Here is a 26508-nt window from a genome sequence, read left to right as displayed (position 1 = left end):
GCTTGAGCCGTACGAGCAAGGGTCAGCAGCCTGCGCACAGCAGATGGCTGCAAGTTATACCAAAAAACAATATTGTACAGGTTTTAACTACGGCGTAGTCTGTGCAGACAAGGTAACGAGGCCCCTATGACTGTACCTATCGCAATCATCGGTACCGGCATCGCCGGACTCTCCGCCGCCCAGGCGTTAAACGCCGCCGGGCATTCCGTACATCTTTTCGACAAAAGCCGCGGCAGTGGCGGAAGGATGTCCAGCAAACGCAGTGATGCAGGCTCGCTCGACATGGGCGCCCAGTATTTTACTGCTCGCGACCGCCGCTTCATGACGGCTGTTCAGCAATGGCAAGCCCAGGGCTGCGTTGAACAGTGGACGCCTTCGCTCTACAACTTTCATGCAGGCCAGCTCAGCCCGTCCCCGGACGAGCAAGTGCGCTGGGTCGGCAAACCCGGCATGAGTGCGATTACCCGCGCCATGCTCGGCGATCTGCCCGTGACGTTTTCCTGCCGCATCACTGAAGTGTTTCAGGGTGAACATCACTGGAATCTGCAGGACGCGGAGGGCCAGAGCCATGGTCCGTTCAGCCACGTGGTGATCGCCACACCAGCACCTCAGGCCACGACGCTGCTGGCTGCTGCGCCGAAACTCGCAGGCGTGGCCGCCGGGGTGAAAATGGACCCGACCTGGGCCGTCGCCCTGGCCTTCAACAAACCCTTGGAAACACCGTTGGAAGGCTGCTTCGTACAGGACAGCCCGCTGGACTGGCTGGCGCGCAACCGCAGTAAACCCGGCCGCGACGTGACCCTCGACACGTGGGTGCTGCATGCGACCAGCAGCTGGTCCAAGCAGCATCTGGACATGCCCAAAGAAACCGTGATCGAGCATCTGCATGGCGCGTTTGCCGAGTTGATTGGCTGCGCGATGCCAGCGCCGAGTTTCAGCCTGGCCCATCGCTGGTTGTACGCGCGGCCCGCCAGCGCTCATGAATGGGGCGCGTTGTCCGACTCCGATCTGGGCATTTATGTGTGCGGCGACTGGTGCCTGTCCGGACGCGTCGAAGGCGCCTGGCTCAGCGGCCAGGAAGCTGCGCGGCGCTTGATGGAACACCTCAATTGAACCGGCTCAATCCCGGCAAACTGCTGCTGTCGAAGTGGACAGCAGCACAGCCGGTCAATCGCGAGAAACACTTTCTGGTCACCGAACTGTTTCGCGATGAAGCAGGCACGGTGCTGGAGATCGAACTACAAGCCGTGCTGACGCAACGCAGCGAGCGCCTGGCGTGGCAAACCTTGCAGAACGCTGACGCGTGGCGGATGGGCTGGAAGTAAATCCAGCTTCGGTCTGGCTCCAACGGGCGCCCCTACAAAACCTGTACAAATAATTTGACTTGTACAAATGCGAACCTATGATGGACTGAAGTTGTACAGAGACTTAAATCTGTATAAGTCCTGATCAGAGGTTTCGCCATGACCACGCCTGCAGTTCATAAACCGAAGCTCGGCATCAGCGCTTGTCTGCTGGGCGCCGAGGTGCGTTTCAATGGCGGTCATAAAGAATCTCAGCTGTGTACTCGTGCGCTGACCGAATACTTCGAGTTCGTTCCGGCCTGTCCCGAGGTCGCCATCGGCATGGGCATTCCCCGTGAACCGATCCGGCTGGTGGGCGACGCGCAACATCCGCAGGCGCTGGGCAGCGTCAATCGCGAACTGAACGTCACGCAGGCGTTGGCCGATTACGGTGTGCAGATGGCCACCGAACTGGACGACATCAGCGGCTATATCTTCATGCAGAAGTCGCCTTCGTGCGGGCTGGAGCGGGTCAAGGTTTACCGGGAAAACGGTGCACCTGTTGATGGCGGCGGGCGCGGCATCTATGCCCAGGCGTTTTGTGCGCGTCATCCCAACCTGCCAGTGGAAGAAGACGGTCGCCTCAACGACCCAGTGCTGCGGGAAAACTTTATTACCCGAGTGTTCGCCTATGCCGCCTGGCACCAATTGCTCAACGCTGGCCTGACCCGACGCAGCCTGACCGAATTTCACTCGCGCTATAAATATCAGCTGATGGCCAACAATCCGGTGCAGTACAAGGCGCTGGGCAAGCTGCTCGGCACCATGGGCCGCAGCGACCCGAATGACATCGCGACGCAGTATTTCAGCGACCTGATGAGCGCCCTGAAAAAATGCGCCACCCGCCGAACCCACACCAATGTCCTGCAGCACTTGACCGGCTACCTGAAACAGACCATCGACGCCGCCGACAAGCAGGAAATCCAGCAGCTGATCACGCAATACCATCAAGGCATCGTGCCGCTGATCGTACCGCTGACTTTGCTCAAGCATCACTTCCGCCAACACCCCGATCCGTATGTGGCGCTGCAGGTGTACATGCAGCCCCATCCGGAAAACCTCAGCCTGCGGAATGCGCTCTGAACCATGAATGAAATCCCTCCTGCCGATCACGAAAGTGAAGCCGAGCCCGAGCTGGAAAGCGGCTGGCTGCCGATTCGTGAGGTTGCCCGGCAAACCGGCGTCAACGCCGTCACGCTGCGCGCCTGGGAACGCCGCTATGGTTTGATCGTCCCGCATCGCACGCCCAAGGGGCATCGTCTGTATTCCGATTACCACGTGCTGCGGGTCATGAATATTCTGACCTGGCTCAACCGTGGCGTTTCGGTCAGCCAGGTCAAGCATCTGATCGACAGTCGCCAGCCAGACGCCAGCGTGCCGGGTAACGATTGGGATGCTTTGCGGCGAACCCTGGTAACTCACATCGGCGAACTGGCCGAACGCCGGGTCGACGACGTGTTCAATCAGGCGATGTCGTTGTATCCGCCGCGCACGCTGTGCCAACAGCTACTGCTGCCGTTACTGGCCGAGCTGGAATGCCGCTGGCAAGGGCAGTTCGGCGGGCAAATGGAGCGCGTGTTCTTTTACTCCTGGCTGCGCAGCAAGCTCGGCGCGCGGATCTATCACAACAATCGCCAGCTGAGCGGCGCACCCGTGTTGTTGGTCAATCACTCCGATCTGGCATTGGAACCTCATCTGTGGCTGACAGCCTGGCTGGTGAGCAGCAACGACTGCGCGGTGGAAGTATTCGACTGGCCACTCCCGGTCGGCGAACTGGCCCTGGCCAGTGATCTGCTCGAACCGCGCGCGGTGCTGCTGTATTCAAGCAAGGCCTTGAACATCAGCCTGCTGCCCAAGTTGCTGGCCAATATCACCTGCCCCGCGCTGCTCGCCGGATCGGCCGTGCGCATTCATTACAACGAACTCAACGTGGCGCCGACCCGCATCGAAGGCCTGGCCCTCGCGGAAGGTCCGCTTGGCGCGCAAACCGCCTTGCAAGAGCTGGGGCTTATCTAAGGAATGACTATGCAACTGCTTTGGCTGCGCAGTGATTTGCGCACTCACGACAACACTGCACTGACCGCTGCCATGGAGCAGGGTCCGGCAGTGGCCGTCTACCTGATCAGCCCCGAGCAATGGCGGCGTCATGATGATGCGCCGTGCAAAGTGGATTTCTGGCTGCGTAATCTGGTGGAACTGGAAAAAGCCCTGAGCGGGTTGAACGTGCCGTTGTTGATTCGCCACGCTGACACCTGGGATCAGGCGCCGGACGTGTTGCGCCAATTGTGCCGTGAACTGCACATCGAACGCGTGCATGCCAACGAAGAATATGGCATCAACGAAACCCGCCGCGATCTGGCCGTGGCGAACGCCCTTGAGCAGGACGGCATCCACTGGCGCAGCTATCTGGATCAACTGTTCTTCAAGCCCGGCACCGTACTGACCAAGACCGGCAACTATTTCCAGGTGTTCAGCCAGTTCCGCAAGGTCTGTTATGCGCGTATGCATCAGGCCATGCCGCGCCTGATTCACGCGCCGCATAAACAGCAGGCGCTGAGCATCGTCAGCGATTCGATACCGACGCAGGCGCAAGGTTTCGCGACGCCGAGTGTCGCGCTGCAAGCCTTGTGGCCTGCCGGTGAAGACGAAGCACAACGCCGACTGGAAGCGTTCAGCGACGAACAGATCGACTATTACCGCAGCGAACGCGACTTCCCGGCCAAGCCCGGGACCAGCCAGCTATCGGCGTATCTCGCGGCCGGGGTGATTTCCCCGCGTCAGTGCCTGCATGCGGCGTTGATCAGCAACCATGGCGAGTTCGAAACCGGCAGCATCGGCGCAGTCACCTGGATCAACGAGTTGCTGTGGCGCGAGTTCTACAAACACATTCTGGTGGGCTACCCGCGCGTCTCGCGGCATCGCGCATTTCGTCCCGAGACCGAAGCGCTGAAATGGCGCGATGCCCCGCAAGAGCTGACGGCCTGGCAACAAGCCCGCACCGGCCTGCCGATCATTGATGCCGCCATGCGCCAATTACTGGAAACCGGCTGGATGCACAACCGGTTGCGCATGGTGGTGGCGATGTTTTTGACCAAGAACCTGCTGATCGACTGGCGTGAAGGCGAGCGTTTCTTCATGCATCATCTGATCGATGGCGATCTGGCCGCGAACAATGGTGGCTGGCAGTGGAGCTCTTCCACTGGCACCGATTCGTCGCCTTATTTCCGGATCTTCAACCCGCTGGCCCAGTCGGAAAAATTCGACGCCGAAGGCCTCTTCCTCAAGCAATGGCTGCCGGAACTGGCCGGGCTGAACAAAAAAGAAGTGCACAACCCGGCAGCGGCCGGCGGCCTGTTTGGTGTGGCTGATTACCCGAAACCCATTGTCGATCTGAGCAGCAGCCGCGCCCGTGCCCTGGCCGCGTTCAAAGCGCTGCCCCATCGCCAACCTGCTGCCGAGCCAAGCCATGAGTGATTTCCTGCGGCGTTTCGCCCGTGACTTTGCCGCGCTGGACAAAACCAGCCTGCATCGCCTCGGCACCTTGTACAGCGACGACGCGGTGTTCACCGATCCGCTGCACAAGATCCGGGGCCTCGCGAACATGCAGGACTACTTCGCCCAGCTGTACGCCAATGTCACCCAGCTGCATTTCGATTTTTACGCTTTCGACGAAGTGGCAACGGGCAGCGGTTACTTGCGCTGGACCATGAGTTACGCACATCCGCGCCTGGCCAACGGCCGCCTGATCCGCGTCGATGGCTGCTCGCACCTGCTCTGGCGGGACAAGGTTTATCAACACCGGGATTACTTCGATGCCGGCGCATTGCTTTACGAGCACCTGCCAATCATGGGTCGGGGCATTTCGTGGCTGAAAGGGAGACTGGCATGACCGATCCAAACGCGCGCCGCATCTGGCTGACTGGCGCCAGCAGCGGCATTGGCCTGGCACTGGCCGAGCAGCTGCTCAAGGACGGTCATTTGCTGGCGCTGACCGCCCGCACCGTCAAGCCCCTTGAAGACCTGGGAAACCGGTATCCCGGACAAGTGCTGCTGGCCCCGGGCGATGTCACCGACGGCGAGCAAGTCACGGCAATCGGCGACCGGATCAACCAGCTCTGGGGTGCGCTGGATACCGCGATACTCAACGCTGGCACCTGCGAATACATCGACAGTAGCCACTACGACGCGGCGCTGTTCGAACGTGTGGTGCGCACCAATCTGCTGGCCAGTTCCTATTGCGTGCAGGAAGCGCTGCTCTTGCTGCGCAATGGCCGTGAACCTCACCTGGTTGGCGTTTGCAGTTCGGTCACCTTTCTGCCGTTGACCCGCAGCGAAGCTTACGGCGCGTCCAAGGCCGGCTTGCGCTATCTGTTCGAGTCGTTGCGCGTTGACCTGGCCCAGGAAAACATCGATGTCACCGTGGTCAGCCCAGGTTTTGTCGATACACCGCTGACTGCCAAAAACGACTTTGCCATGCCCATGCGCTGGTCGGCGCAAAAGGCCGGCAAGCACATCGCCGAACGCCTGCAGCGTAGTCGCCGTCCGCTGGAAATCGCCTTCCCCTTACCCTTCATCCTGATGCTGCGCCTGTTGTCGCTGTTGCCGACGCGTCTGCAACTGGCCCTGGGCAAACGCATGGCACGCGCTCCGGCCAAGGACGAGCGATGAAAATCGCCATCATTGGCAGCGGCATTGCTGGCCTGACCAGTGCTTATCTGCTCAACCGCTCGCATGACATCACGGTGTTCGAGGCGGCGGACTGGATCGGCGGTCACACCCATACGGTGGATGTTCAAGTCAACGGTCGCGAGTACGCCATCGATACCGGCTTCATCGTGTTCAATGACTGGACGTATCCGAACTTTATTCGCTTGCTGGAAACCCTCGGCGTCGGCTTCAAGCCCACCGAAATGAGTTTTTCAGTCAGCGATCCAAAAAGCCGCACCGAATACAACGGCAACAATCTCAATAGCCTGTTCGCCCAGCGCAGCAATCTGTTGTCGCCAACGTTCTGGGGCATGCTGCGCGATATCCTGCGCTTCAATCGCGAAGCGCTAGATGATCTGCAAAGCCAGCGCATCGCCGCCGACACCACCTTGGGTGCCTACCTGAAAAGTGCCGGCTATGGGCAGCGCTTTACCGAGCATTACATCGTGCCCATGGGCGCGGCGATCTGGTCGATGTCCCTGGCGGACATGCTGGCCTTCCCGTTGCAGTTCTTCGTGCGGTTTTTCAAGAATCACGGGCTGCTGTCCGTCAACCACCGCCCGCAGTGGTGCGTCGTCGAAGGCGGTTCCAGTCAATATATCGAGCCGCTGACCGCTTCGTTTCGCCAACACATTCGCCTGGCCTGCCCGGTTCACAGCGTTCAGCGTGGCGCGCAATGCGTGACGATCAACAGTGCGGCGGGCAGCGAGCGCTTCGATAAGGTGATTTTCGCCTGCCACAGCGATCAGGCCCTCAAGCTGCTGGCGGAACCGACCGCCACTGAGCAGGAAATCCTGGGCGCCCTGCCCTATGCCGAAAACGACGTGGTGTTGCATACCGACATCGGCCTGCTGCCCAAACGGCGGTTGGCGTGGGCCAGCTGGAATTATCGACTGGGCGGCGATGCGCAGCAGATGGCCGCCGTCACTTACGACATGAACATCCTGCAGGGCATCGAAAGCGACACCACGTTCTGCGTCAGCCTGAACCAGACCGCCGCCATCGATCCGCAGAAAATCCTCGCTCGCTACAGCTATTCCCATCCGCAATACAGCCTGGCCGGCGTTGCAGCCCAGGCGCGCTGGCAAGAACTCAACGGCGCCAACCACACCTGGTTCTGTGGCGCGTATTGGGCCAATGGCTTCCACGAAGACGGCGTGGTCAGCGCTCTGCGCGTGGCCGCCGAGTTTGGAGAATCCCTGTGAACAGCGCCCTGTACAGCGGCTGGATCAGCCATCGCCGATTCGCGCCGAAGGCCCACGACTTCCGTTATCGGATCGGCCTGCTGTATCTGGATCTGGACGAACAAGCGGCGGTGTTCGGTTTGTCGCCGCTGGCCGGGGAGCGACGATTTGCGGCGTTTTCCTTTCGCGAAACGGACTATCTGCACGCGCTGACCGGATGCGGCGTGCCGCTCATCGAAGCCGTGCGCGAACGGGTCAACGCGGCGCTCGGCCACATGCCGCTGGGCAAGGTCTGCCTGCTGACCCAGGCGCGTAGCTGGGGTCTGGCGTTCAATCCGGTCAGTTTCTTTTATTGCCATGAGCGGGACGGCACGCTCGCGGCGATCCTCTGCGAAGTCACCAATACGCCCTGGGGCGAGCGTTATCACTACGTGCTGCCCGCCAATGGCGAAGGTCATCAGCATTTCGCGGTGGCAAAGGCGTTCCACGTGTCGCCGTTTTTGCCACGGGACCTTGAATACCGCATGAGCTTCAGCCAGCCCGCCGCCCGTCTTGGTGTGCACATGGCCGACTGGCAGGGCGAGCTGAAGATGTTCGACGCCACGCTGAACCTCGAGCGCCAGGATCTGAATCGCCAGACGCTGCATCGCTATCTGCTGACGTTCCCGTGGATGACCGCCAAGACCTGTCTGGCGATCTATTGGCAAGCCGTGCGTCTGTTCATCAAACGTATCCCGATTTTTCCGCACCAGGCCGCAGAAGGCGAATTTCGCACCGCCGCCGCGCAACCCAAGGACCAGCACCATGAAAAGCAGTAGCAGTGGGTTTTCTGCCAATCTGGGGACCAACAGCCTGACCGCCAACCTCCTGCGCCGTGGGGTGCTGCGCCAGTTGGAGAAGTTGCGCGCCGGGCAATTGGTCGTCGTCGAGGGCGATGAGCGTTATGTGTTCGGCCGGGCCGGCGCGCCGTTAATGGGTGAGATCCATGTGCTGGATTCGGCCACCTGGGGCATGGTCGCCAGCTCCGGTTCGATCGGCGCGGGCGAAGCGTTTATCCACGGTTACTGGACTTCGCCGGACCTGACTGCGGTGATCCGGGTTTTCGTCAGCAATCTGGATGTGCTCGATGGCATGGAAGGCGGGATGGCCCGTCTTGGGCGGCCGTTCATTCAGAGCCTGCACTGGCTCAATCGCAACACGCGGGAAGGCTCGCAGAAAAACATCGCGGCACACTACGATCTGGGCAACGAGCTGTTCGAGCAATTCCTCGACCCGACCATGATGTATTCCGCCGCACAATTCCTCACTCCCGAAGACACGCTGGAGCAGGCGCAGCTGAACAAGCTGGAGCGCATCTGCCAGAAACTGGGGCTCAAGGCGGACGATCATTTGCTGGAAATCGGCACCGGCTGGGGCAGCATGGCGATCTATGCGGCCCAAAATTACAGTTGCCGAGTCACCACCACGACCTTGTCGAAAGAGCAATTCGCCTATACCGAACAGCGCATCACCCAACTGGGCCTGCAGGATCGAATCACCTTGCTGCTCAAGGATTACCGCGACCTGACCGGGACGTTCGACAAGCTGGTTTCCATCGAGATGATCGAAGCCGTCGGCCATCGTTTTCTGCCGACCTATTTCAAGCAGTGTTCGCACTTGCTCAAGGACAACGGCTTGATGCTGCTGCAAGCCATCACCATTCGTGAGCAGCGCTACGAGCAAGCCAAGCGCAGTGTCGACTTCATTCAGCGCTATATCTTCCCCGGCGGCGCGTTGCCGTCTGTGCACAAAATGATCGAAATCGTCGGCCGTGACACCGACATGAACCTGCTGCACATGGAGGATTTCGGCCTGCATTACGCGCGCACCTTGCGTTTGTGGCACGAGAATTTCAGCCACGCCCATGGTTATTTGATGGAGTTGGGTTACGACGACTACTTCCTGCGCCTGTGGGAGTTTTACCTGTGTTATTGCGAAGGCGGTTTTCTCGAACGCACCATCGGCACGGCGCAACTGCTGCTGGCCAAACCGGCCGCCTTGCCGCAACCGTTGCTGGGTCGCTTCGATGCTTAAACAGATCGCCAACGCCGCGCTGTTCCAGGCGGGCTGGTTCGCCTGTGTCATCGGCGGTGACAGCTTCTGGTTGCTGATCCCGATTGGCGTACTGCTCGTGCATCTGCTGTGGATAAGTTCGTGGGCGGCAGAAGGCAAGCTGCTGCTGTGGATAACCGGGCTGGGCACGATTCTCGACAGTGCGCTGCTGATGCTGGGGGTATTTGATTTCGATGCGGGCGGGCCGCTGATTCCGCCATGGCTGATGCTGCTGTGGGCGATCCTGGCGACGACGTTAAATCACTGCCTGAGCTGGACCGCCAAACCCTGGTGGCGCGCCAGCCTGCTGGGCGCGATCGGCGGGCCGATGTCGTATTACGCCGGTTCGCAATTGGCCGGCGTGCATCTGCCGCTAGGCCTGTGGCCGAGCATGTTTGTCCTGGCCGTGATATGGGCGGCGGTGTTCCCTTTGCTGCAATGGCTGGCCGGGTATTTTCAGGCACTGCAGCCCGATCAACAGCGCGGGCACCGGTCAGGCATTCCACACGAGTGACCTGTGCTGGCATACACTGCGCGCCTATGACGCCGACCCTGATCCCGACCAATCAAATCCCCACAGAAACCGCAGTGACCTGCTCGACCTGTGCGGCCTGCTGTTGCCAGCTGGAAGTGATGCTGATCACCGACACCGGCGTGCCTGAACGCTACATCGACAATGACGACTGGGGCGGCGAAGTCATGCTGCGCCTGGATGATGGTTGGTGTGCGGCACTGGATCGCAACAGCATGATGTGCACGATCTATGAAAAGCGACCGCTGATCTGCCGCGAGTTCGAGACGGGCTCGGAGGATTGCATGAATGAGCGGCGGGGGATTGAGACCGCTTATTTATAAGGCGAGCAATATAAATACAATCTGTGGGAGATTCTATGTTTGAGGGCAACCCACAGATGCCGCAGATGTGGCGTCTGCACCGACGCCTTCCCGGATAAATCCGGTCCCACGGGATGACCGCATTTCACCTGTGGGAGCAAGCTTGCTTGCGAAGGCGATATTCAGACCCGAAAATCAGGCCGGATATGATTGACTCTTCGCGAGCAAGCTCGCTCCCACAATTCAATGCCCGATCGACCCGAAAGCTTACAGCGGCATCGTGTAATGCAACGCGTAGCTTTCAATACCATCGTTTGGCTCTTTGATACCTGCGTTTGAATAGTGCGTCGCGCGGATACCTACTTCATGTCCGCCGGCAAAGCGCAGACCGAAGCCGATGCGGTCTTCAAAGTTGAAGGCTGAACCCAGTTTGTTGTCTTCTACTTGCGTGTGGGAAAAAACCGCTACACCAATGCCCGCTTCAATGTAGGGCTTGACGGTTTCGCCGGAAAACTCATAAACGAACACCGGGGAAAACGACAGGCTATTGTTGCTAGAGCGTTTGTCGCCATCCCAGTACGTGTAAGCCCCGTCCCAATAGCCGGTCAGGCGGCCCACATCGCTCTGCAGCCAGCTCTTGTCCCAGTCAAACTTCATACCCAGCCGATAAGTCTGTGTTTCTTCGCCGGTTTGACCCACCGAGAACTCGACACCTGCGGCTTGAGCGGTGGTATTGACCCCCGCGAGTGCGGCCGCAATCGCGGCCAAACAAAGAAGACGCTTCATCAGAAACTTCCTACTCGATTGCAGTTATAAGGATTTTTACTTCACCAGATTCGCTATAGAAATCCGGAGCCGCACGATAGTTCAGTGCAAAACAGTGCATTTCACGATTTTTTTACAAATCGAAGCTTCTCACACTGTCAGATTTTTTCCAGAGTACGGGTAGGATGTTTCTGAATTTAGTTGGATTCGCACTTGTCCAGAACAGCGTTTCCCGAGCCGGAATATCGGCCAACAGGTCGTTCTGGATCAGCAGTCGCTGGAGTTGCCGGGCAACTGCGCCGCCCGTATCGATCAGGCTGATCGACTCCGGGATCATTTCGCGCAGCAAGGGCTTTAGGAAGGGATAGTGGGTGCAGCCAAGAATAATCGTGTCGCAGCCTTCGGCCAGCAGCGGATCAACGTAGCTTTGCAGCAATGCGCGAATGGTCGGGCTGAACAGATCGCCGCTCTCGATCAACTCCACCAGACCAGGGCACGGCTGGGTGACGACCCGCACATCGCCGGCAAAACGATCAAGCAACGCAGCAAATTTAGCGCTTTGCAGGGTTCCCGTGGTGGCCAATACACCGACCACGCCACTGCGAGTGGCAGCCGCCGCCGGTTTGACCGCAGGCTCCATGCCGACAATTGGCCAGTCTGGATAACGCTCGCGCAACTGAGCAGCGGCGGCAGCGGTCGCCGTATTGCACGCCAGGACCAGCGCCTTGGCGCGCTGCTGGTGAAAAAAATCGGCGATGATCAGGCAGCGCTGGCGAATGAATTCCGGGGTCTTCTCGCCATACGGGATGTGCCCGCAATCGGCGACGTACAGCAGCGACTCATTCGGCAACAGGTTGCGGATTTCACCCAGCACTGAAAGGCCGCCGACACCTGAATCGAAAACACCTACCGGCGCATCACTCGCTCTACTCATGCTTGCCCTGTTCGCTGGCTGCTCCACAGACACTGCATCCCGGATCACGCTTGACCTTCAATTCGCGAAAACGGGTGGTCAATGCATCGATCAATAACAGGCGTCCCACCAACGGCTCGCCGAATCCAGCCAGCAGCTTCAGCGCCTCAAGGGCTTGCAGACTGCCGACCAAGCCGACCAGCGGGCCGATCACGCCGGCTTCGCTGCAAGTCAGTTCCGCTTCGCTGCCGTGACCGTATAAACAGTGGTAACACGGGCTCTCCGGACGGCGCGGGTCGAACACCGACAACTGCCCTTCCAGACGAATCGCCGCGCCACTGACCAAGGGTTTGCGTCCCGCAACACAAGCCGCATTGACCGCGCCACGGGTGGCAAAGTTATCCGAGCAGTCGAGGACCAGATCCACGGCATCAACGGCGGCAGCGAGGGAGTCATCGTCCAGGGCGCGGCGATGGGCGACCAGCTTGATTTCGGGATTGATCGCCGTCAGCCGGGCAATGGCCGAATCGACCTTGCTCAACCCGACGCTGGACGTGTCATGAATGATCTGGCGTTGCAGGTTGGTCAGGTCGACCGTGTCGAAATCCGCCAGATGGAGCTCGCCGACACCCGCCGCCGCCAGGTACAACGCCACGGGCGAACCCAGGCCACCGAGGCCGACGATCAATACCCGGCTTTGCTTGAGACGCAGCTGGCCGTCGATGTCGACATGCTGCAACAGAATCTGTCGGCTGTAGCGCAACAGCTCCGCGTCAGTCAGCACGGCATGCGTCCGAAGGTGATGCGTTCGTGCTCACCCAGATCGCGACGAGTCTGGATTTTTTCGAAACCATGGCTGCTAAGCAGATCACGCACGGCGACACCCTGATCGTAACCATGCTCCAGCAGCAACCAGCCACCGGCGTTCAGGTGCGCCGGGGCCTGATCGACGATCAGGCGCAGGTCATCCAGACCGTCGGCACCGGCGACCAGCGCGCTGCTGGGCTCGAAACGCACGTCCCCGGCGACCAGATGCGGATCTTCCGAGGCGATATAAGGTGGGTTGCTAATGATCACGTCGAACTGCTGGCCTTCGATGGCGCTGAACCAATGGCTGTTCAGGACCTTGGCGTTGTCCAGGTGCAGACGCTGGCGATTGCGCTCGGCAAGGGCCACGGCTTCGATCACCCGATCCACCGCCGTCACCTGCCAAAGCGGACGCTCGCTGGCCAGTGCCAGGGCGATTGCGCCAGTGCCGGTGCCCAGATCCAGAACTTTGGTCGGCGCAAAGCCCGGTACCAGTTCCAGTGTCGCCTCGACCAGCATTTCGGTTTCCGGACGAGGAATCAGCGTGTGTGGCGCCACTTCCAGGTCCAGCTTCCAGAAACCCTGCTGGCCGAGAATGTAGGCCACCGGCTCGCCGGTCCGGCGCCGTTGCAGATAGGACGCGAAGGTCAGCGCGGCTTCGCTGCTGACGATGCGCTCCGGCCACGTGTGCAGAAAACTACGCGGTTTACCCAGCGCGGCGGCCAGTAACAATTCGACATCCAGACGCGCGGTCGGCGAATCGGGAAGCTCTGCGCTTCTTAACAAGCTGGCGATGATGGTCATTTACTCACCCAATGCCGCAAGTTGATCTGCCTGATATTCGGCGAGCAGCGGCTCTATCACTGCATCGACCCCGCCGGCCAAAACTTCATCCAGGGAGTACAAGGTCAGATTGACGCGGTGATCCGTTACTCGTCCCTGAGGGAAATTGTAGGTACGAATGCGTTCGGATCGATCACCCGAACCCACCAGCAGTTTACGCTCGCTGGCAATGGCGTTGGCCGCAGCGCTGGTTTGCTGATCGTTGAGTTTGGCAGATAACCAGGACATCGCGCGGGCGCGGTTCTTGTGCTGCGAACGCTCTTCCTGACATTCGACGACGATACCCGACGGAAGATGGGTAATACGCACCGCCGAGTCGGTCTTGTTCACGTGCTGACCGCCAGCGCCGGAAGACTTGTAGGTATCGACGCGCAAGTCCGACGGGTTGATTTCAATGACTTGATGCTCATCGGGCTCGGGCAACACCGCGACGGTACAGGCCGAGGTGTGGATACGACCCTGGGATTCGGTCTCGGGGACACGCTGTACACGGTGCGCGCCGGATTCGAACTTGAGCTTGCCGTAAACGTTCTCGCCTTCGACCCGGGCAATCACTTCTTTATAGCCGCCATGCTCGCCGATGTTTTCCGAGAGGATCTCCACCCGCCAGCCACGCCGCTCGGCGTAACGCGAATACATGCGGAACAGGTCGCCGGAGAAAATCGCCGCCTCGTCGCCACCGGTACCGGCACGAATTTCGAGGAACACGTTGCGCCCGTCGTTGGGGTCCTTGGGCAGCAGCATGCGCTGCAGCTGGCTTTCCAGCTCAACCAGCAATTGCTTGGTCTCGCGGACTTCCTCGACGGCCATTTCACGCATGTCCGGATCGCTGTCCTTGAGCAGCGCCTGGGCGCCGTCCAGATCAGCCAGAGCCTTGAGCAGCAGTTTATAAGCCTCGACGATCGGCTCGACCTCGGCGTATTCCCGGGAATAGGCGCGAAATTTGTTCTGGTCGGAAATGACTTCCGCATCGCCAAGCAACGCAGTCAATTCCTCGAAGCGGTCGCTGAGGATATCCAGCTTATTGAGCAGTGACGCTTTCATTGCGGGGGTTTATCCGTCGAGCCCTCGTTAAGGGCAAAAAGTTCCTGGGCCATGGCCAGCGCATCGAGGCGACCTTCAGCAGACAGTTTTTTCAGTTGCACACTGGGTGCATGCAGCAATTTATTGGTCAGGCCGCGCGCCAGTTGCACCAGCACTTCTTCGGCATTGGCGCCGTTGGCCAGCATGCGTTGCGCCTTGAGCAGCTCTTCGTCACGCAGGCGCTCGCTCTGCTGGCGATAAGCGCGCAGCACATCGACCGCAGCCAGTTCGCGCAGGCGGAACATGAATTCGTCGGCGCCAATGGTCACCAGCTGCTCGGCAGCCATCGCGGCGCCCTGACGGCTTTTCATGTTTTCGGCGACCACTTCGTGCAGATCGTCGACGGTATACAGGTAAACGTCGTCCAGCTCGCCGACTTCCGGCTCGATATCCCGGGGTACGGCGATATCGACCATGAAAATTGGCTTGTGCTTGCGCAGCTTGAGTGCACTTTCCACCGCGCCCTTGCCCAGAATCGGCAACTGGCTGGCAGTGGAGCTGATCACGATGTCGCTGTTGACCAGTTCGGCCGGGATATCCGCCAGCAACACCGCGTGGGCGCCAAACTCTGCGGCCAGGATGCTCGCGCGTTCCAGCGTCCGGTTGGCGACCACGATGCGCTTGACGCCCAGGTCGTGCAAATGGCGGGCGACCAGACTGATGGTCTCGCCCGCGCCAATCAGCAAGGCCTGGCTGCGTTGCAAGTCACTGAAGATCTGCTTGGCCAGGCTGACGGCGGCAAAAGCCACGGAAACCGGGTTTTCGCCGATGGCCGTGTCAGTACGCACCTGTTTGGCGGCACTGAACGTGGCCTGAAACAGCCGGCCCAGCAACGGACCGATGGTTCCGGCTTCCCGGGCCACGGCATAGGCTGATTTCATCTGGCCCAGGATCTGCGGTTCGCCCAACACCAGCGAGTCGAGGCCCGAGGCGACGCGCATCATGTGGCGCACGGCGGCATCGTCCTCGTGCACATAGGCACTGGCACGCAATTCTTCAAGGCTCAGCTGGTGATAGTCGGCCAGCCAGGCCAGGATGGATTCGGACGCGAGTTCGTCGTGTTCGATGTACAACTCACTGCGGTTGCAGGTCGAGAGGATCGCGGCTTCGCGGCTGTTGGTCAGGCGGCAGAGCTGCTGCAAGGCCTCAACTAACTGTTCAGGCGTAAATGCCACGCGCTCGCGGACGTCTACCGAGGCAGTCTTATGGTTAATACCAAGTGCAAGGAAGGCCATTCAAGGTCGCTGATGGTGACGTGAAGCCGGCAATTGTCCTACTTCAATAGATTCAGAACAACCACCGCAGACTATTGTCCTAGTACAGCCGCTGCATAAACGCCTCAAAACGGGACCTGCGGCCTGCAAAAAAACGCACACCCAGCAGTTTTCCAACCGGCTGTGGGTTTGCTTCCAGCCTTGTGTCATGATGCCCAGACCGCAGGTAAGTCGTCCCTTCTTATATATGAATAGATCCTCCGCGTTATTCCTCGCCCTTGTCTTTCTGAGCGGCTGCCAGTCGATGGCCCCCGTTGAACCACAGGCAACGCCTGTGCCGAAGGACACGACTCCAGCGCCTGACGCCAAGCCTCAGGTCTATGGATCGTTCACTCAGGAAACCTTTGTCAGCCTGATGAGCGCCGAGCTCGCGGGTCAGCGCAATCGTTTCGATATCGCCCTGGACAACTACGTCACCCAGGCGATCAACACTCAGGATCCCGGTGTTTCCGAGCGCGCGTTCCGGATCGCCGAGTACCTGGGCGCCGACCAGGCTGCGCTGGACACCTCGCTGATCTGGGCCAGGAACGACCGAACCAATCTTGAAGCCCAGCGCGCCGCCGCGATTCAGCTGGCCCGCGCCGGTCGCTATGACGACTCCATGGTCTACATGGAAAAGGTCCTTCAGGGTCAGGGCGACACACATTTCGATTTTCTTGCGCTGTCCGCTTCGGAAACCGATCCCGAGACGCGCAATGCGCTGCTCAAAAGTTTTGACCGGCTGCTCGCCAAATACCCGAACAACGGCCAGCTGATTTTCGGCAAGGCGCTGCTGCTGCAACAGAACGGCGACGCCGAGAACTCCCTGAAGCTGCTGGAAGACAATCCGCCAAAAGAAGGTGAAGTGGCGCCGATCCTGCTGCGCGCCCGCCTCCTGCAAGGCATGGATCGCGGCAAGGAAGCGTTGCCGATCCTCGAAAAAAGCATCAAGAAATACCCGGACGACAAACGCCTGCGCCTGACTTACGCGCGCATGCTGGTTGAACAGAACCGCATGGCGGACGCCAAGGTGCAGTTTTCCAGCCTCGTCCAGCAATTCCCTGAAGACGACGATCTGCGCTACTCCCTGGCGCTGGTGTGCCTGGAAGCCAAGGCTTGGGACGAAGCGGCTGGCTACCTCGAAGACTTGATCGCCCGTGGCGCACACGTCGACTCAGCGCACCTGAATCTGGGCCGCATCCACGAAGAACGCAACGATCCACAAAGCGCTCTGGCTGAATACGCCCAAGTGGGTCCCGGCTCCGATTTCCTGCCCGCGCAGCTGCGTCAGGCCGATATCCTGATGAGTAACGGCAGCGCCGCCGAAGCCTCGAAACGCCTCGCCGAAGCCCGTGAAGCGCAACCCGATTACGCCATTCAGCTGTACCTGATCGAAGCCGAAACCCTGGCCAACAACAACCAGGCCGAACGTGGCTGGCAAGTGTTGAATCAGGCGCTCAAGCAATACCCGGATGATCTGAACCTGCTGTACACCCGGGCGATGCTGGCCGAAAAGCGCAACGATCTGGCACAAATGGAAAAAGACCTGCGCACGATTCTCAAGCGCGAACCGGAAAACGTCATGGCCCTGAATGCCCTGGGTTACACCTTGTCGGATCGCACGACACGGTATGCCGAGGCCAAGGACCTGATCGAAAAAGCTCACACCCTGAACCCGGATGACCCGGCTGTTCTCGACAGCCTCGGCTGGGTGAACTACCGCCTGGGCAACCTGGATGAAGCCGAACGCCTGCTGCGCCAGGCTCTGGAACGCTTCCCGGACCACGAAGTCGCTGCCCACCTCGGCGAAGTGCTGTGGGCCAAAGGCGAGCAGCGCGAAGCCCGTAAAATCTGGGGCAAAGCCCTGGAGCAGCAACCCGACAGCCCTATTTTGCGCAGCACTTTGCGGCGCCTGACCGGATCCGAGACTCTTTAATTCTATGTTTTTGCGCCACGTAATCGTATTCAGCCTCATTGCCCTGCTCGCCGGCTGCGCCGGTATTTCCTCCCGCGAAGCCCTGGAAGGCAAGGGAGATCCGGCGCAATGGCGCCAGCACAAACAGCAGCTGAGCAGCCTCGATGGCTGGCAGATCAACGGCAAGGTCGGCATCCGTGCGCCCAAGGATTCAGGCAGCGGCACGCTGTTCTGGCTGCAACGACAGGATTACTACGACATTCGCCTGTCTGGCCCACTGGGTCGCGGCGCGGCGCGTCTGACCGGCCGCCCCGGCGCCGTCAGCCTGGAAGTCGCCAACCAGGGCCGCTACGAATCGCCGGACCCGGAAACACTCCTGCAGGATCAGCTGGGCTGGAAACTGCCGGTCTCGCATCTGGTCTGGTGGGTACGCGGCCTGCCCGCGCCTGACAGCAAAAGTCGTCTGCAACTGGACGGCAACAGCCGCCTGGCAAGTCTCGAACAGGACGGCTGGCAGGTTGAATACCTGAGCTACGTCGAGCAGAACGGCTACTGGCTGCCCGAACGCGTCAAATTGCATGGTCAGGACCTCGACGTCACGCTGGTGATCAAGGACTGGCAACCGCGCAAACTGGGGCAATAAGCATGAGCGCACCTCGCCTGACCTTGCCTGCTCCGGCAAAACTGAACCTGATGCTGCACATTCTTGGCCGTCGCCCTGACGGCTACCACGAACTGCAAACCATCTTTCAGTTTCTCGATTACGGCGACGAACTCAGTTTTGCGGTTCGCCAGGATGGCGAAATCTGCCTGCAAACCGACGTTGCCGGCGTCCCGCACGACAGCAATCTGATCGTCAAGGCCGCTCGCGCGCTGCAAAAACAATCGGCCTGCACCCTCGGTATGGACATCTGGCTGGAAAAACGCCTGCCCATGGGCGGCGGAATTGGCGGCGGAAGCTCCGATGCCGCCACGACACTGCTCGGTTTGAATCATTTGTGGAAGCTTGGCTGGGACGAAGACCGACTCGCCGCGCTGGGCCTGACGTTAGGCGCGGACGTGCCGGTTTTCGTGCGTGGACACGCCGCATTTGCTGAGGGTGTGGGTGAAAAACTCACTCCCGTAGACCCCGAAGAACCGTGGTATCTGGTGCTCGTGCCGCAAGTATCTGTAAGTACAGCAGAAATTTTTTCAGATCCACTGTTGACACGTAACACTCCTCCCATTAAAGTGCGCCCCGTTCCCAAGGGAAACAGTCGAAATGACTGCTTACCGGTTGTAGCAAGGCGTTATCCAGATGTACGTAACGCTTTGAATTTGTTAGGTAATTTTACCGAAGCAAAATTAACCGGAACTGGAAGTTGTGTGTTTGGGGCCTTCCCAAACAAAGCTGAAGCTGATAAAGTCTCGGCCCTTCTGACAGAGACCCTTACAGGGTTTGTAGCAAAGGGAAGCAACGTGTCAATGTTGCATCGCAAGCTGCAAGAACTGCTCTAAAAGGAACCGAGTACTGGGTACTCGATGCAACAAATACAGGGGCGTCGCCAAGCGGTAAGGCAGCAGGTTTTGATCCTGCCATGCGTTGGTTCGAATCCAGCCGCCCCTGCCATTTTCTATACTCATCCAGGTTACCCTCAGCCTCTAGGTACTGCGCGTGTCCAAGATGATGGTCTTTACGGGGAACGCTAACCCCGATCTGGCTCGACGTGTCGTACGTCAGCTGCATATCCCACTAGGTGATGTCTCCGTCGGCAAGTTTTCCGATGGCGAAATCAGCACTGAGATAAATGAAAACGTCCGCGGTAAAGACGTCTTCATCATTCAGCCGACTTGCGCACCGACCAACGATAACCTGATGGAACTCGTCGTGATGGCTGATGCCTTCCGCCGCTCCTCAGCGTCCCGAATCACTGCGGTGATTCCTTACTTTGGTTATGCCCGTCAGGATCGCCGTCCGCGTTCCGCACGTGTGGCTATCAGCGCGAAAGTCGTTGCTGACATGCTTACCGTGGTGGGGATCGATCGTGTTCTCACGGTTGATCTGCATGCTGACCAAATCCAGGGTTTCTTCGATATTCCGGTAGATAACATCTACGGCTCCCCTGTTCTGGTGGATGACATTGAAGATCAACGCTTCGAAAACCTGATGATTGTTTCCCCGGATATCGGTGGCGTCGTGCGTGCACGTGCCGTTGCCAAATCCCTGGGCGTAGATCTCGGGATCATCGACAAGCGCCGTGAGAAAGCCAATCACTCTGAAGTGATGCATATCATCGGTGATGTCGAAGGGCGTACCTGTATTCTGGTCGATGACATGGTCGATACCGCCGGCACCTTGTGCCACGCGGCTAAAGCCTTGAAAGAGCATGGCGCTGCCAAGGTCTTTGCCTACTGCACACACCCTGTGCTGTCGGGTCGGGCGATCGAAAACATTGAAAATTCCGTGCTGGACGAACTGGTGGTAACCAATACCATTCCGTTGTCCGCTGCAGCACAGGCCTGTAGCCGTATCCGTCAACTGGATATTGCTCCGGTAGTCGCCGAGGCGGTCCGCCGCATCAGCAACGAAGAATCGATCAGCGCGATGTTCCGCTAGGGTTTAGCCCGGCAGATATCTCGTTGACGAAAAGCGCCCCGCCCTGACATTCGGTCAGGGCGGGGCTTTTTTGCCCATACCGTCTTAGCGCTGGTCGCAAACGCGAAGACGAATGTGGTTAATTTGGAGAAACAACATGAACGATTTTACTTTGAATGCTGAACTGCGTTCCGACCTGGGGAAAGGTGCGAGCCGCCGCCTGCGTCGTCTCGCAAGCCTGGTTCCAGCTGTAGTCTACGGTGGCGAAAAAGCCCCTGAGTCCATCAGCATGCTGGCTAAAGAAGTTGCCAAGCTGCTGGAAAACGAAGCTTCGTACAGCCACATCATCGAGCTGAACATTGCTGGCAAAAAGCAAAACGTCATCATCAAAGCTCTGCAACGTCACCCGGCCAAAGGCCACGTGATGCACGCTGACTTCGTACGCGTTGTAGCTGGCCAGAAACTGACCGCTATCGTACCTGTACACTTTGTTGGTGAAGATGCTCCGGTCAAGAAAGGCGGCGAAGTTTCGCACGTCACTTCCGAACTGGAAGTAACCTGCCTGCCGAAAGATCTGCCTGAGTTCATCGAAGTAGACGTGTCTGCTCTGGAAATCGGTTCGATCCTGCACTTGTCCGATCTGAAAGCGCCTAAAGGCGTTGAGTTCGTGGCACTGGCGCACGGTAACGACCTGGCTGTTGCCAACGTTCACGCTCCACGCGTTGCACCGACCGAAGACGCAGCAGAAGAAGGCGCCGCCGAGTAATTCATTACTTGGTAACGCCGGAGTTGCTCGGGAAGCATCGTGAAAGACAGCAGGCAAATCGGGCAGGATCGCGGAGTTTACATCATGGTAAATGAGCAGCTTTTGTCCCCGTTTGCCGCTGTCATCGGCGGTGTTATCCACAGCTCAAAAGAAGGGCCCCTGTCGTGACTGCCATACAACTGATCGTTGGCCTGGGAAATCCAGGCGCTGAATACGAACAGACCCGGCATAACGCAGGGGCTCTTTTTGTTGAACGTATCGCCGACGCGCAACGAGTCAGTCTCGTCGCCGAGCGCAAATTTTTTGGCCTGACCGGGCGCTTCAGTCACCAGGGTCAGGATGTTCGCCTGTTGATCCCCACCACGTTCATGAACCGCAGCGGCCAGTCCGTCGCGGCACTCGCCGGTTTCTATCGTATTCCGGCCGAGGCGATCCTGGTGGCCCACGACGAACTTGATCTGCCTCCGGGCGTTGCCAAGCTCAAACAGGGCGGCGGCCATGGCGGTCACAACGGGCTGCGCGACATCATCGCGCAGCTTGGCAATCAGAACACCTTTCACCGCCTGCGGCTTGGCATCGGCCACCCGGGCGACGCCAGTAAGGTCTCCGGTTTTGTCCTGGGTCGAGCGCCTCGCGCCGAACAGGAAAAACTGGACGCCAGTATCGACTTTGCCCTCGGCGTGCTGCCGGATATCTTCGCCGGGGAATGGAACCGAGCGATGAAAAACCTGCACAGCCAGAAGGCCTGACATCACTCGAGGGGAAACACCATGGGCTTCAATTGCGGCATCGTCGGCCTGCCCAACGTCGGCAAATCCACTCTGTTCAACGCCCTGACCAAGTCCGGGATTGCAGCGGAGAACTTCCCCTTCTGCACCATCGAACCGAACACCGGGATCGTGCCGATGCCGGATCCGCGCCTTGCGGCATTGGCGGCCATCGTCAATCCCAAGCGTATCCTGCCGACCACCATGGAATTCGTCGACATCGCTGGCCTGGTTGCCGGTGCGTCCAAAGGCGAAGGCCTGGGCAACAAGTTCCTGGCCAACATCCGCGAGACCGATGCGATCGCTCACGTTGTGCGCTGCTTTGAAGACGAAAACGTGATTCACGTTTCCAACAGCGTCGATCCAAAGCGCGACATCGAAATCATCGACCTGGAACTGATCTTCGCCGACCTCGACAGCTGCGAAAAACAGCTGCAGAAAGTCACGCGCAACGCCAAGGGCGGTGACAAGGATGCAGTGGTCCAGAAAGGCCTGCTGGAGCAATTGATCGCTCACTTCACCGAAGGCAAGCCAGCGCGCACCTTGATGAAGACCATGAACGCCGACGACAAGGCCGTGGTTCGTGGCTTCCATCTGCTGACCACCAAGCCGGTCATGTACATTGCCAACGTCGCTGAAGACGGTTTCGAGAACAACCCGTTGCTGGACGTTGTTCGCGCCATCGCCGAAGAAGAAGGCGCAATGCTGGTGCCGGTCTGCAACAAGATCGAAGCCGAAATCGCCGAACTTGATGACGGCGAAGAAAAGGACATGTTCCTTGAAGCCCTGGGCCTCGAAGAACCGGGCCTGAACCGCGTAATCCGCGCTGGCTACGAAATGCTGCATTTGCAGACTTATTTCACCGCTGGCGTCGAAGAAGTCCGCGCCTGGACCGTCCGCGTCGGTGCCACCGCACCACAAGCCGCTGGCGTGATCCACACCGACTTCGAAAAAGGCTTCATCCGCGCCGAATGCATCGCCTACAACGACTTCATCCAGTTCAAGGGCGAAGCCGGTGCCAAGGAAGCAGGCAAATGGCGTCTGGAAGGTAAAGACTACATCGTCAAGGATGGCGACGTGCTGCACTTCCGTTTTAACGTCTGATCGATTGCGTGCCCCCGCACGCAGCTTGATCAACCTCAAAACCCCCGTAATCGCCCCGCGATACGGGGGTTTTGCGTTTGGGGCCGCTGCTCAGCGCCCCTGGAACGCGGTCATTTCCTGCATCAGCTGGTTCAACAGACGACTCGATCCCACGCTCAGTTGCCTGCCCAGGCGACTGATGAGATGCACCTGAGAATTGCTGAACACCTCGGATTCCAGGGGCAGCGCCAGCAGCTTGCCACTTTCCAGTTCATCGACCATGACGAAGGTCGGCAGCAAAGTGACGCCGCCCTGCATGGCGAAGCGTTTGAGCATGGCGAAGGTGTTGCAGGTCAGGGTCGGAATCAGCGAAACCCCGGACTGCTGCTCGGCCTGAGTCAGGATCTGGCGAATACCGTAGGACACGCCGAGCAATCCCAGGCGATAAGTGTCCAGGCCCTTGAGCGGCAGCAGGCCCGGCGTCTGCGCGAGCGGATGATCGGGGCTGACCGCCACGCAAACCGGCTGCTTCTGATGGGCATGTGAACGGATTTTCGGATCGGTCGGCGGATTGAACACCAGGCCGATATGCGCCTCGTCTTCCACGACCTGACGAATCACTTCGTTGGTGCCGCACACATTCACTTGCAGTTCGACCTTGGGATAAAGCGTCGAGAATTTCGCCAGCGGTTCGGCCAGCCCATCGATGAAACCCTCGCCGATTGCCAGGATCACCGAGCCACTTTGCAACCCGCGCAAGGCTTGCAGCGATTCGAGCAACACTTCCTGCTGCGACAGGCGTTGGCGGTAATAACCCAGCACCTTTTCCCCCGCCTCCGTCGGCTTGACGCCGCGTCGATGCCGCTCCAGCAGCGGCGTGCCCAGTTCGTGTTCGAGTTGGGCGATCTGTCGGCTGACCGCTGAAGGCGCCACGTCGAGAAAATCCGCAGCGCCACGCACGCTGCCCAAACGCACAGCTTCGAAGAAGTACAGGATGCGTCGATCTTGAACCAGACTCATAACCACCTGCGTTGCGCTGAACGCAACAAAAATGAATTTAGCAATTATTGCTGCGTGGGCAGACCGATGTCCATACTCGAGCCATCCGCAATTAAAACTGAACGTGCGGCCTTGCGTGCCAAACAGCTGAGCGAGCATTTCGAGATGACTATAAAAGTAGGTGTGATTGGGTTGGGCAACATGGGTGGCGGCATGGCTGCGACCCTGGCGAGCAAAGGCTTCGACGTCAGCGGCTTCGATTTGTCGGCGGCAGCGCTGAGCGCAGCCCAGAGCAAGGGCGTCAAGCCGGTCACCGACAGAACCGCGCTGATCAAACAGGTCGACGTGCTGATTCTGTCGCTGCCCAAGGCCGAACACGTCGAAGCGGTATGCCTGGGCGCTGATGGCATCCTCGCCCAAGGCAACCGTGGCCTGATCGTCGTCGATACCACGACGTCCACACCTGAGGCCAGCCGCAAGGTCGCCGCGGCCCTGGCAGAAAAAGGCATCGGCTTTATCGATGCTCCGGTTTCCGGCGGACCTAAAGGCGCTGCCACCGGCACCATGTCCATGGTGATCGGTGCTGAAGACGAAGACCTCGCCAAAGTCATGCCGGTCCTCGAAGGCATGAGCGGCACCCGCGTACACGTCGGCAAATGCGGCGCGGGCAACGTGGCGAAAATCGCCAACAACATGCTCGCCGCCTGCCACCTGATCAGCACCGCCGAAGCGGTGAGCATGGCGGCCAAGGCTGGCGTCGATCCGGAAAAACTCATGCTCGGCCTCAACGCCGGTTCCGGCCGCAGCGGCGCGACCCAGGTGATGTTTCCGACCTGGGTGCTGAACAAAACCTACAACTCCGGCTTCACCATGGGCCTGATGCGCAAAGACGTCGGCCTGGCGACCGATCTGGCTGCAAGCCTGGATCTGGACTTGCCGCTGGCGCGCATCGTCGCGCAACTGTGGGCCGCCAGCAGCGAAACGCTGCCGGATGGCGAAGACTTCAACTGCATCGTGCAACGCACCGATGCCCAGCTGTTCGGCAAAGGGGAATAACCCATGAGCACGCAAAAAATTCTCGAACTGATGCGCCCGTATTGGGGCGACCGCAGCACCGTCGGCAGCTATGTGGGCGGCGAATTCGTCGCAGGCCATGGCGCGCCGGTTGAAGTGCGCAACGCCCACGATGACAGCCTGATGCTGAGCTACGCCGACGCCGACGCTTCGCTGGTCGAAGTGACCGACAAGGCCGCGAAAACCGCTCAAATCCAGTGGGCCGCATTGACCGCCCAGGCGCGTGGCCGCTTGATGTATCAAGTCGGCGCGCTGATTCGCCAGGAAGCCGCCAATCTGGCGCAGATCGAATCCCTGACCGCCAACAAGCCGATCCGCGACGCGACAGTCGAAGTGGCGAAAGTCGCCGAGATGTTCGAATACTACGCTGGCTGGGCTGACAAGTTGCACGGCGAAGTGATTCCGGTGCCGACCTCGCACCTCAATTACGTAACCTACGAACCGCTGGGCACCGTGCTGCAAATCACCCCGTGGAACGCACCAATTTTCACCTGCGGCTGGCAGATCGCTCCGGCTATTGCCGCCGGGAACGCGGTGATCCTCAAGCCGTCCGAACTGACTGCGCTGTCTTCGCTGGCCGTTGCTGTGTTGATCGAACGCGCGGGTGTGCCTAAAGGGCTGGTCAACGTGATCGCCGGTTTCGGCCACACCATCGGTCAGGCGCTGATCGCCAAGGCTGATATTCGCAAAGTGGTGTTTGTCGGCTCGCCAGCCACTGGCCGCCACATCGCCATCGCCGCTGCGCAACGCTGTATTCCGTGTGTGATGGAGTTGGGCGGCAAGTCGGCCAACATCGTTTTCGAAGACGCTGATCTGGAAGTCGCCCTGCGTGGCGCGCAGGCGGCGATTTTCTCCGGCGCCGGGCAAAGCTGTGTTTCCGGTTCGCGACTGCTGGTTCAGGAATCGATTTTCGAACGTTTCACCACCGCCCTTGCGGCAGCGGGTAAGCAATTCAAGGTCGGCGATCCGAGCAATCCAGACACCCAGATCGGCCCAATCAACAACGCCAAGCAGTACGCCCACGTGAAAGCCATGGTTGAAGGCGCGCTGAAAGACGGCGCCAAACTGGTCGGCGTCGATGCCGATCCGCTGCCGAAAGGTCCGGGTTACTACGTCAATCCAACGGTTCTTGCCGGCAATAACGCGCTGTATTGCGCCCAGGAAGAAATCTTCGGCCCAGTGGTCGTGGCCATTCCGTTCAAGGATGAAGCCGACGCAATCCGCATCGCCAACGACAGCCGCTTTGGTCTGGCGGGTGGCGTGTGGACCCGTGATGTCGGGCGCGCCCACCGCGTGGCCAAGCAAGTGCGGGCCGGGACCTTCTGGGTTAACGGCTACAAGACCATCCACGTCAGCTCGCCCTTCGGTGGCTACGGCGAAAGTGGTTACGGCCGTTCGTCTGGCGTTGATGCATTGCGCGAGTACAGCGAAGTCAAAAGTGTCTGGGTCGAAACCGCTGCCGTGCCTGCGGTCAGTTTTGGCTACGGCGCGAGCCTGGAGTAAATC

28 protein-coding genes and 1 tRNA gene are annotated in these 26508 nt (G+C 59.5%); 22 read left to right on the top strand and 7 right to left on the bottom strand.

The genetic code is table 11. From position 1 onward, the window contains the following. Positions 1-126 precede the first annotated feature (126 nt). From AABC73_RS05100 to AABC73_RS05045, 12 genes are all read left to right on the top strand, one after another. Positions 127-1113, top strand: coding sequence for an NAD(P)/FAD-dependent oxidoreductase (locus tag AABC73_RS05100; RefSeq protein ID WP_341522709.1), 987 nt, complete (start codon positions 127-129; stop codon positions 1111-1113). Continuing rightward, positions 1110-1325 (top strand): TIGR02450 family Trp-rich protein, encoded by a 216-nt coding sequence (locus tag AABC73_RS05095; protein WP_341522708.1) that lies wholly within the window; start codon positions 1110-1112, stop codon positions 1323-1325. The genes AABC73_RS05100 and AABC73_RS05095 overlap by 4 nt, the downstream gene beginning before the upstream one ends. A gap of 138 nt (positions 1326-1463) precedes the next feature. Beyond that, positions 1464-2426, top strand: a complete 963-nt coding sequence (locus tag AABC73_RS05090) for a DUF523 and DUF1722 domain-containing protein (protein ID WP_341522707.1) — start codon at positions 1464-1466, stop codon at positions 2424-2426. Between the two features lie 3 nt (positions 2427-2429). Further along, positions 2430-3359, top strand: a complete 930-nt coding sequence (locus AABC73_RS05085) for a MerR family transcriptional regulator (RefSeq protein ID WP_341522706.1) — start codon at positions 2430-2432, stop codon at positions 3357-3359. Positions 3360-3368: 9 nt separating this feature from the next. After that, positions 3369-4817 (top strand): deoxyribodipyrimidine photo-lyase, encoded by a 1449-nt coding sequence (gene phrB, locus AABC73_RS05080; protein WP_341522705.1) that lies wholly within the window; start codon positions 3369-3371, stop codon positions 4815-4817. Further along, complete coding sequence (locus AABC73_RS05075; RefSeq protein ID WP_341522704.1) at positions 4810-5232, top strand: nuclear transport factor 2 family protein; 423 nt, start codon at positions 4810-4812, stop codon at positions 5230-5232. The genes phrB and AABC73_RS05075 overlap by 8 nt, the downstream gene beginning before the upstream one ends. After that, entirely contained in the window at positions 5229-6011 is a 783-nt protein-coding gene (locus AABC73_RS05070) for an SDR family NAD(P)-dependent oxidoreductase (protein ID WP_341522703.1), read from the top strand. Before AABC73_RS05075 ends, AABC73_RS05070 begins: the two co-directional genes overlap by 4 nt. After that, positions 6008-7255: an FAD-dependent oxidoreductase gene (locus AABC73_RS05065; RefSeq protein ID WP_331150217.1), complete on the top strand. Its 1248-nt coding sequence runs from the start codon at positions 6008-6010 to the stop codon at positions 7253-7255. The genes AABC73_RS05070 and AABC73_RS05065 overlap by 4 nt, the downstream gene beginning before the upstream one ends. Then, a complete protein-coding gene (locus AABC73_RS05060; protein WP_341522702.1) occupies positions 7252-8052 on the top strand; it encodes a DUF1365 domain-containing protein in 801 nt (266 codons plus the stop codon). The genes AABC73_RS05065 and AABC73_RS05060 overlap by 4 nt, the downstream gene beginning before the upstream one ends. Then, positions 8039-9307, top strand: coding sequence for a cyclopropane-fatty-acyl-phospholipid synthase family protein (locus AABC73_RS05055; protein WP_341522701.1), 1269 nt, complete (start codon positions 8039-8041; stop codon positions 9305-9307). The genes AABC73_RS05060 and AABC73_RS05055 overlap by 14 nt, the downstream gene beginning before the upstream one ends. Continuing rightward, entirely contained in the window at positions 9300-9839 is a 540-nt protein-coding gene (locus tag AABC73_RS05050) for a DUF2878 domain-containing protein (RefSeq protein WP_341522700.1), read from the top strand. Before AABC73_RS05055 ends, AABC73_RS05050 begins: the two co-directional genes overlap by 8 nt. Before the next feature lie 26 nt (positions 9840-9865). Then, positions 9866-10180, top strand: a complete 315-nt coding sequence (locus tag AABC73_RS05045; RefSeq protein WP_341522699.1) for a YkgJ family cysteine cluster protein — start codon at positions 9866-9868, stop codon at positions 10178-10180. Between the two features lie 246 nt (positions 10181-10426). Here the strand turns inward: AABC73_RS05045 and AABC73_RS05040 are convergent, their stop codons facing one another. From AABC73_RS05040 to hemA, 6 genes are all read right to left on the bottom strand, one after another. Beyond that, positions 10427-10945: an acyloxyacyl hydrolase gene (locus tag AABC73_RS05040; RefSeq protein WP_341522698.1), complete on the bottom strand. Its 519-nt coding sequence runs from the start codon at positions 10943-10945 to the stop codon at positions 10427-10429. A 112-nt stretch (positions 10946-11057) separates the two neighbouring features. After that, positions 11058-11858 (bottom strand): glutamate racemase, encoded by an 801-nt coding sequence (murI, locus tag AABC73_RS05035; RefSeq protein WP_341522697.1) that lies wholly within the window; start codon positions 11856-11858, stop codon positions 11058-11060. After that, positions 11851-12621 carry a molybdopterin-synthase adenylyltransferase MoeB gene (locus AABC73_RS05030; RefSeq protein WP_341522696.1) on the bottom strand — a complete coding sequence of 257 codons (771 nt, stop codon included), beginning with the start codon at positions 12619-12621 and terminating at the stop codon, positions 11851-11853. Before AABC73_RS05030 ends, murI begins: the two co-directional genes overlap by 8 nt. Beyond that, on the bottom strand, positions 12615-13448 hold the full coding sequence (gene prmC, locus AABC73_RS05025; RefSeq protein WP_065833283.1) for a peptide chain release factor N(5)-glutamine methyltransferase: 834 nt from the start codon (positions 13446-13448) through the stop codon (positions 12615-12617). The genes AABC73_RS05030 and prmC overlap by 7 nt, the downstream gene beginning before the upstream one ends. After that, positions 13449-14531, bottom strand: coding sequence for a peptide chain release factor 1 (gene prfA / locus AABC73_RS05020; RefSeq protein WP_341522695.1), 1083 nt, complete (start codon positions 14529-14531; stop codon positions 13449-13451). It lies immediately after the preceding gene. Further along, entirely contained in the window at positions 14528-15805 is a 1278-nt protein-coding gene (gene hemA / locus AABC73_RS05015; RefSeq protein ID WP_341522694.1) for a glutamyl-tRNA reductase, read from the bottom strand. Before hemA ends, prfA begins: the two co-directional genes overlap by 4 nt. Positions 15806-16031: 226 nt before the next feature. Here hemA and AABC73_RS05010 point away from each other — a divergent pair, with 226 nt between their 5' ends. The 8 genes from AABC73_RS05010 to ychF all read left to right on the top strand — a co-directional run bounded on the left by AABC73_RS05010 (position 16032) and on the right by ychF (position 22950). Further along, the gene (locus AABC73_RS05010) at positions 16032-17759 is read left to right on the top strand and encodes a tetratricopeptide repeat protein (protein WP_341522693.1); all 1728 of its coding nucleotides are present in this window, start codon (positions 16032-16034) and stop codon (positions 17757-17759) included. A gap of 4 nt (positions 17760-17763) precedes the next feature. Beyond that, the gene (gene lolB / locus AABC73_RS05005; protein ID WP_341522692.1) at positions 17764-18381 is read left to right on the top strand and encodes a lipoprotein insertase outer membrane protein LolB; all 618 of its coding nucleotides are present in this window, start codon (positions 17764-17766) and stop codon (positions 18379-18381) included. Positions 18382-18383: 2 nt separating this feature from the next. Beyond that, positions 18384-19235 (top strand): 4-(cytidine 5'-diphospho)-2-C-methyl-D-erythritol kinase, encoded by an 852-nt coding sequence (ispE, locus tag AABC73_RS05000; RefSeq protein WP_341522691.1) that lies wholly within the window; start codon positions 18384-18386, stop codon positions 19233-19235. Positions 19236-19272: 37 nt separating this feature from the next. After that, positions 19273-19347: transfer RNA gene (locus tag AABC73_RS04995), tRNA-Gln, on the top strand. Positions 19348-19392: 45 nt separating this feature from the next. Next, on the top strand, positions 19393-20334 hold the full coding sequence (locus AABC73_RS04990; protein ID WP_002552145.1) for a ribose-phosphate pyrophosphokinase: 942 nt from the start codon (positions 19393-19395) through the stop codon (positions 20332-20334). A gap of 136 nt (positions 20335-20470) precedes the next feature. Then, a complete protein-coding gene (locus AABC73_RS04985; RefSeq protein WP_341522690.1) occupies positions 20471-21079 on the top strand; it encodes a 50S ribosomal protein L25/general stress protein Ctc in 609 nt (202 codons plus the stop codon). Between the two features lie 164 nt (positions 21080-21243). Then, positions 21244-21828 carry an aminoacyl-tRNA hydrolase gene (pth, locus tag AABC73_RS04980; RefSeq protein WP_341522689.1) on the top strand — a complete coding sequence of 195 codons (585 nt, stop codon included), beginning with the start codon at positions 21244-21246 and terminating at the stop codon, positions 21826-21828. 21 nt (positions 21829-21849) lie between these two features. Continuing rightward, on the top strand, positions 21850-22950 hold the full coding sequence (ychF, locus tag AABC73_RS04975) for a redox-regulated ATPase YchF (protein WP_341522688.1): 1101 nt from the start codon (positions 21850-21852) through the stop codon (positions 22948-22950). Positions 22951-23040: 90 nt separating this feature from the next. Here ychF and AABC73_RS04970 read toward each other — a convergent pair whose 3' ends face one another. Beyond that, positions 23041-23949 (bottom strand): LysR family transcriptional regulator, encoded by a 909-nt coding sequence (locus tag AABC73_RS04970; RefSeq protein WP_341522687.1) that lies wholly within the window; start codon positions 23947-23949, stop codon positions 23041-23043. A 144-nt stretch (positions 23950-24093) separates the two neighbouring features. Between AABC73_RS04970 and AABC73_RS04965 the strand changes: the two genes are divergently transcribed. Together AABC73_RS04965 and AABC73_RS04960 are read left to right on the top strand one after the other, a co-directional pair. Continuing rightward, the gene (locus AABC73_RS04965) at positions 24094-24984 is read left to right on the top strand and encodes an NAD(P)-dependent oxidoreductase (RefSeq protein WP_341522686.1); all 891 of its coding nucleotides are present in this window, start codon (positions 24094-24096) and stop codon (positions 24982-24984) included. A 3-nt stretch (positions 24985-24987) separates the two neighbouring features. Next, positions 24988-26505, top strand: a complete 1518-nt coding sequence (locus AABC73_RS04960; RefSeq protein ID WP_341522685.1) for an aldehyde dehydrogenase family protein — start codon at positions 24988-24990, stop codon at positions 26503-26505. Positions 26506-26508 lie beyond the last annotated feature (3 nt).

Source organism: Pseudomonas sp. G.S.17 (assembly GCF_038096165.1).
GTDB lineage: Bacteria > Pseudomonadota > Gammaproteobacteria > Pseudomonadales > Pseudomonadaceae > Aquipseudomonas.
Note: the sequence above shows the minus strand (reverse complement) of the source record. Positions and strands in the feature narration are given on the sequence as shown.

What these genes read in the sequence shown, in the direction of transcription:
- AABC73_RS05100 (WP_341522709.1), top strand. Translation starts at nt 127, where the DNA reads ATGACTGTACCTATCGCAATCATCGGTACCGGCATCGCCGGACTCTCC.
- AABC73_RS05090 (WP_341522707.1), top strand. Translation starts at nt 1,464, where the DNA reads ATGACCACGCCTGCAGTTCATAAACCGAAGCTCGGCATCAGCGCTTGT.
- AABC73_RS05085 (WP_341522706.1), top strand. Translation starts at nt 2,430, where the DNA reads ATGAATGAAATCCCTCCTGCCGATCACGAAAGTGAAGCCGAGCCCGAG.
- phrB (WP_341522705.1), top strand. Translation starts at nt 3,369, where the DNA reads ATGCAACTGCTTTGGCTGCGCAGTGATTTGCGCACTCACGACAACACT.
- AABC73_RS05075 (WP_341522704.1), top strand. Translation starts at nt 4,810, where the DNA reads ATGAGTGATTTCCTGCGGCGTTTCGCCCGTGACTTTGCCGCGCTGGAC.
- AABC73_RS05070 (WP_341522703.1), top strand. Translation starts at nt 5,229, where the DNA reads ATGACCGATCCAAACGCGCGCCGCATCTGGCTGACTGGCGCCAGCAGC.
- AABC73_RS05065 (WP_331150217.1), top strand. Translation starts at nt 6,008, where the DNA reads ATGAAAATCGCCATCATTGGCAGCGGCATTGCTGGCCTGACCAGTGCT.
- AABC73_RS05055 (WP_341522701.1), top strand. Translation starts at nt 8,039, where the DNA reads ATGAAAAGCAGTAGCAGTGGGTTTTCTGCCAATCTGGGGACCAACAGC.
- AABC73_RS05050 (WP_341522700.1), top strand. Translation starts at nt 9,300, where the DNA reads ATGCTTAAACAGATCGCCAACGCCGCGCTGTTCCAGGCGGGCTGGTTC.
- AABC73_RS05045 (WP_341522699.1), top strand. Translation starts at nt 9,866, where the DNA reads ATGACGCCGACCCTGATCCCGACCAATCAAATCCCCACAGAAACCGCA.
- AABC73_RS05040 (WP_341522698.1), bottom strand. Translation starts at nt 10,945, where the DNA reads ATGAAGCGTCTTCTTTGTTTGGCCGCGATTGCGGCCGCACTCGCGGGG.
- murI (WP_341522697.1), bottom strand. Translation starts at nt 11,858, where the DNA reads ATGAGTAGAGCGAGTGATGCGCCGGTAGGTGTTTTCGATTCAGGTGTC.
- prmC (WP_065833283.1), bottom strand. Translation starts at nt 13,448, where the DNA reads ATGACCATCATCGCCAGCTTGTTAAGAAGCGCAGAGCTTCCCGATTCG.
- prfA (WP_341522695.1), bottom strand. Translation starts at nt 14,531, where the DNA reads ATGAAAGCGTCACTGCTCAATAAGCTGGATATCCTCAGCGACCGCTTC.
- hemA (WP_341522694.1), bottom strand. Translation starts at nt 15,805, where the DNA reads ATGGCCTTCCTTGCACTTGGTATTAACCATAAGACTGCCTCGGTAGAC.
- AABC73_RS05010 (WP_341522693.1), top strand. Translation starts at nt 16,032, where the DNA reads ATGAATAGATCCTCCGCGTTATTCCTCGCCCTTGTCTTTCTGAGCGGC.
- lolB (WP_341522692.1), top strand. Translation starts at nt 17,764, where the DNA reads ATGTTTTTGCGCCACGTAATCGTATTCAGCCTCATTGCCCTGCTCGCC.
- ispE (WP_341522691.1), top strand. Translation starts at nt 18,384, where the DNA reads ATGAGCGCACCTCGCCTGACCTTGCCTGCTCCGGCAAAACTGAACCTG.
- AABC73_RS04985 (WP_341522690.1), top strand. Translation starts at nt 20,471, where the DNA reads ATGAACGATTTTACTTTGAATGCTGAACTGCGTTCCGACCTGGGGAAA.
- ychF (WP_341522688.1), top strand. Translation starts at nt 21,850, where the DNA reads ATGGGCTTCAATTGCGGCATCGTCGGCCTGCCCAACGTCGGCAAATCC.
- AABC73_RS04970 (WP_341522687.1), bottom strand. Translation starts at nt 23,949, where the DNA reads ATGAGTCTGGTTCAAGATCGACGCATCCTGTACTTCTTCGAAGCTGTG.
- AABC73_RS04965 (WP_341522686.1), top strand. Translation starts at nt 24,094, where the DNA reads ATGACTATAAAAGTAGGTGTGATTGGGTTGGGCAACATGGGTGGCGGC.
- AABC73_RS04960 (WP_341522685.1), top strand. Translation starts at nt 24,988, where the DNA reads ATGAGCACGCAAAAAATTCTCGAACTGATGCGCCCGTATTGGGGCGAC.